The organism is Gordonia sp. (in: high G+C Gram-positive bacteria), from assembly GCF_012515855.1.
GTDB lineage: Bacteria > Actinomycetota > Actinomycetes > Mycobacteriales > Mycobacteriaceae > Gordonia.
Genome location: NZ_JAAYXO010000264.1, coordinates 1 through 2,973, shown reverse-complemented (window position 1 = coordinate 2,973; position 2,973 = coordinate 1). Strand labels below are relative to the sequence as shown.

Below are 2,973 nucleotides of genomic sequence, written 5' to 3'. Positions count from 1 at the left end.
GAACTGAGCCTCTCGGCGCAGATGAAGCAGGGCTCCCTGGTTGAACACGAGCAGGCCGAGAACTCGACGTTCATGTCCGAGCTGCTCGGCGGTCGAATCAACGAGGTCGGCTACATCGCGTATCTCCAGCGCCTGCGCGTGGTGTACGAAGCACTCGAGGCCTCCGCTCGTGAGATGGCCGACGACGACCTGGTCTCCCAGGTGTACGACGTCGCGCTGGAGCGGCTGGCGACCATCGACGCCGACCTCGCCGAGTGGAGCCACCGCACCGGCATCCCGCTGGAGCCGATCAGCTCCCCCGCCGCCGACGCCTACGCGGCCCGGCTCGCCGAGATCACCGACTGGGGCGGCTACGTGGTGGCGCACCACTACACCCGCTACCTGGGCGACCTCTCCGGCGGTCAGGCCATCGGCCGACTCGTCGACCGGCACTTCGACCTCGACGGCGCGGGCATCTCCACCTACGCCTTCGACCTCTCGAGCGCCGTGAAGCCCTACAAGGACGAGTACCGTCGCAGCCTCGACGCGATCGGCGAATCGCTGTCGGCGGCCGACCGCGAGCGCATCGTCGACGAGGTGCGCACCGCATTCCTGCTGCACCACGATCTGTTCGCCGAACTCAGCTCCATGATGGATCAGTACCGCCGCTGAGCGTTCGGAACCGAAACAACCTTTCGGAACCGAAACAACAAAGTCCCGAAAACAACTATGCAGGGTCCGCGACCTTCCGGTCGCGGACCCTGCTTAGTGCTGTCTACCTGACGGCTGGTGTCAGCCGATGCTGAACGGCTTGCCGTACATGGTGATGTTGCCGACGAAGCTCGGCGACTTCACGCGCACGGTCACCTTGGCGCGCGCCTGGGCGTAGCCCGCGCAGCCGTCGACGCCGAAGCGCTCGTTGCTGTACACGACGCCGCCGCGGGCCGAGGTGAAGGCGAAGCTGTTGGTGATCTCATCGTCGGTCTTCGAGACGACGATCGGCACGTAGCCAGCCTGGCCCGGGCCGAGCTTGATGGCACCGGTTCCACCGAAGGGGTTCTTCGCAGCCTCAGCGACCGGTCCTCCCCGCGGAGCCTCGACGCCGCCGCCGGCCCCCGCGCTCGCACCGAAGTCCACCTGGCAGCCGACGATGTATCCGGCGTTGATGGCACCGCCCTTGAGGTCGCCGGAGGTGGTCACGCGGACCTTGCCCGAGACCATCACCTCGCGCGAGGTGGGGATGTTGGTGACGGCGCGGCTCACGCGGGCCGACTCGTCGAAGAGATTGATGGTGACGCTGCCGCCGGGGACGGCCTTGGTCTTGGAGGCGCCGGGCAGCGGGGCGGCGTTGGCAGGTGCCGCGGCCACGGACAGGCCCATCAGGGCAGCGCCGGCGACGGCGGCGGATGCGGTGAGACCGCGGACTACACGCTTGTTCATTGTTTACCTCGTTGAGTCTGTGATCTCGGGTCAGCCGAGGCTGAACGGACGGCCGTACAGGTTGGCCTGCACGTAGCCGCTCTTGCCTGCCAGGAGCTTCTCATCGGTCTTGTAGCCCTCGGCCGCCACCACGGTGACCACCGAACGCGCCGACGCGTGACCGCCGCACTGCTGGACGTCGATCGCGAAGCTGTCGACCATCACGGTGCTGGTGCCCTTCTTGACCGCCATCTTGTCGGTCGGTGCGAAGACCACTTCGCCCGGTGCCAGCGGCACGGAGAGCGAACCGCTCGCGCCCACCCCGGCGGTGCTGATTCCTCCGCCGAGCGTGCCGCTGAAGCCCTGGAGGTTCACCTGGCAACCGACCAGGTAACCGACGGTCATCACGCCCGCACCCTTGCTCAGGTTCACTTTGTAGGTGCCCGACACCGCTCCGGCGCGACCGGCGCCGTTGGCGGCCATCGACCGCATGATTCGGCTGCTCTCGCCACTGCGGGAGATCTTGACGACCTGGCCGTCGATCCCGACCGCCTGGGTGCTGCCGTTCGGCAGGCGAGCCGCGTCGGCCTCGCCCGTTCCGACAACAGCCCCGGTCACTGCGGTCAACGCGACGGTGGTCGCAACCACCGCCCGCTTTCCGATTCCACTCATCTTCACGCGAGACACCCTTCGTGCTTCGACATACTCAGCTTTTAAGTCTTTGGTCGCTGAGTGTCGTCCACTCAGCCGAAGCTCAGGTTAACGCACGCGTCTGAATGACGCAGTGTCCCGGAACGGCATCCGACCGATCGAGTGAGATGGATCACGTACTGGCGAGTCAGTTTGCTTTCGTCACCCGTGATGCGGTGGGCGGTTCTCTTCGTACCAGCTGCGACCGCGCTCTCCGTGCGCGTCTTCGCCCGGGTCAGAGAGGGTTTCGGGAAGATCGTCGCCGAAAACCGAGTCGAGCCGGCGACGACGTCGCCAGCTCTCCTCTGCGGGTTTCGGGTCGGACTCAGAACTCACTGATCGACGCAATCACGTGGTGCGCCAACGGAATCACCGTCGCCATCCCGTCGCGCACCGCCGCCCGGGAGTCGGCGAGGTTCACCACGACGGTCTGCCCGGAGATTCCCGCGACGCCGCGCGAGAGTCCCGCGTCAGCCGATCCCGCCGACAGCCCGGAACTCCGCACCGCCTCTTCGATTCCCCGCAGGCGACGGTCCAGGAGCGGTTCGGCCGCCTCGGGGGTCACGTCGCGCGGGCCCACCCCGACGCCGCCGACCGAGACCACGAGGTCGACGCCGCCGATCACCGCGGTGTTGATCGCATTGCGGATCTCGACCTCGTCGGCGAGGACGGTGGTCGTCGCGTCGACGTGGAAGTCGGCCTCCTCGAGGAGTTCCACCACCAGCGGGCCGAGTCGATCCAGCTCTTCGCCACCGGCGGCGCGGTCGTCGACCACCACCACCAGCGCGCGCGGTGTCACGATTCCCTGAACCGCTGCCTCGGCTTCGTTCTCTACGGCCTCAAGCATTCATCAACCCTTCCTCGAACGGCGTCGGCGTTGCGCCG

At 67.1% G+C, this 2,973-nt stretch carries 4 protein-coding genes; 1 reads left to right on the top strand and 3 read right to left on the bottom strand.

The features are described 5' to 3' along the window. Positions 1 to 651, top strand: a 651-nt coding sequence (locus GX543_RS18185; protein ID WP_290853973.1) for a heme oxygenase (biliverdin-producing), incomplete at its 5' end; no start/stop codon positions are given. Positions 652 to 771: 120 nt separating this feature from the next. Here GX543_RS18185 and GX543_RS18180 read toward each other — a convergent pair. The 3 genes from GX543_RS18180 to GX543_RS18170 form a co-directional block, all read right to left on the bottom strand. Further along, a complete protein-coding gene (locus GX543_RS18180) occupies positions 772 to 1,419 on the bottom strand; it encodes an MspA family porin (protein ID WP_290853972.1) in 648 nt (215 codons plus the stop codon). A gap of 30 nt (positions 1,420 to 1,449) precedes the next feature. Continuing rightward, on the bottom strand, positions 1,450 to 2,070 hold the full coding sequence (locus GX543_RS18175; protein WP_290853970.1) for an MspA family porin: 621 nt from the start codon (positions 2,068 to 2,070) through the stop codon (positions 1,450 to 1,452). A 343-nt stretch (positions 2,071 to 2,413) separates the two neighbouring features. Then, on the bottom strand, positions 2,414 to 2,935 hold the full coding sequence (locus tag GX543_RS18170; protein ID WP_290853969.1) for a molybdenum cofactor synthesis domain-containing protein: 522 nt from the start codon (positions 2,933 to 2,935) through the stop codon (positions 2,414 to 2,416). Positions 2,936 to 2,973 lie beyond the last annotated feature (38 nt).

Bases quoted from the DNA above. Each gene is read 5' to 3' on its own strand.
- GX543_RS18175 (WP_290853970.1), bottom strand. From the start codon at position 2,070: ATGAGTGGAATCGGAAAGCGGGCGGTGGTTGCGACCACCGTCGCGTTG.
- GX543_RS18180 (WP_290853972.1), bottom strand. From the start codon at position 1,419: ATGAACAAGCGTGTAGTCCGCGGTCTCACCGCATCCGCCGCCGTCGCC.
- GX543_RS18170 (WP_290853969.1), bottom strand. From the start codon at position 2,935: ATGCTTGAGGCCGTAGAGAACGAAGCCGAGGCAGCGGTTCAGGGAATC.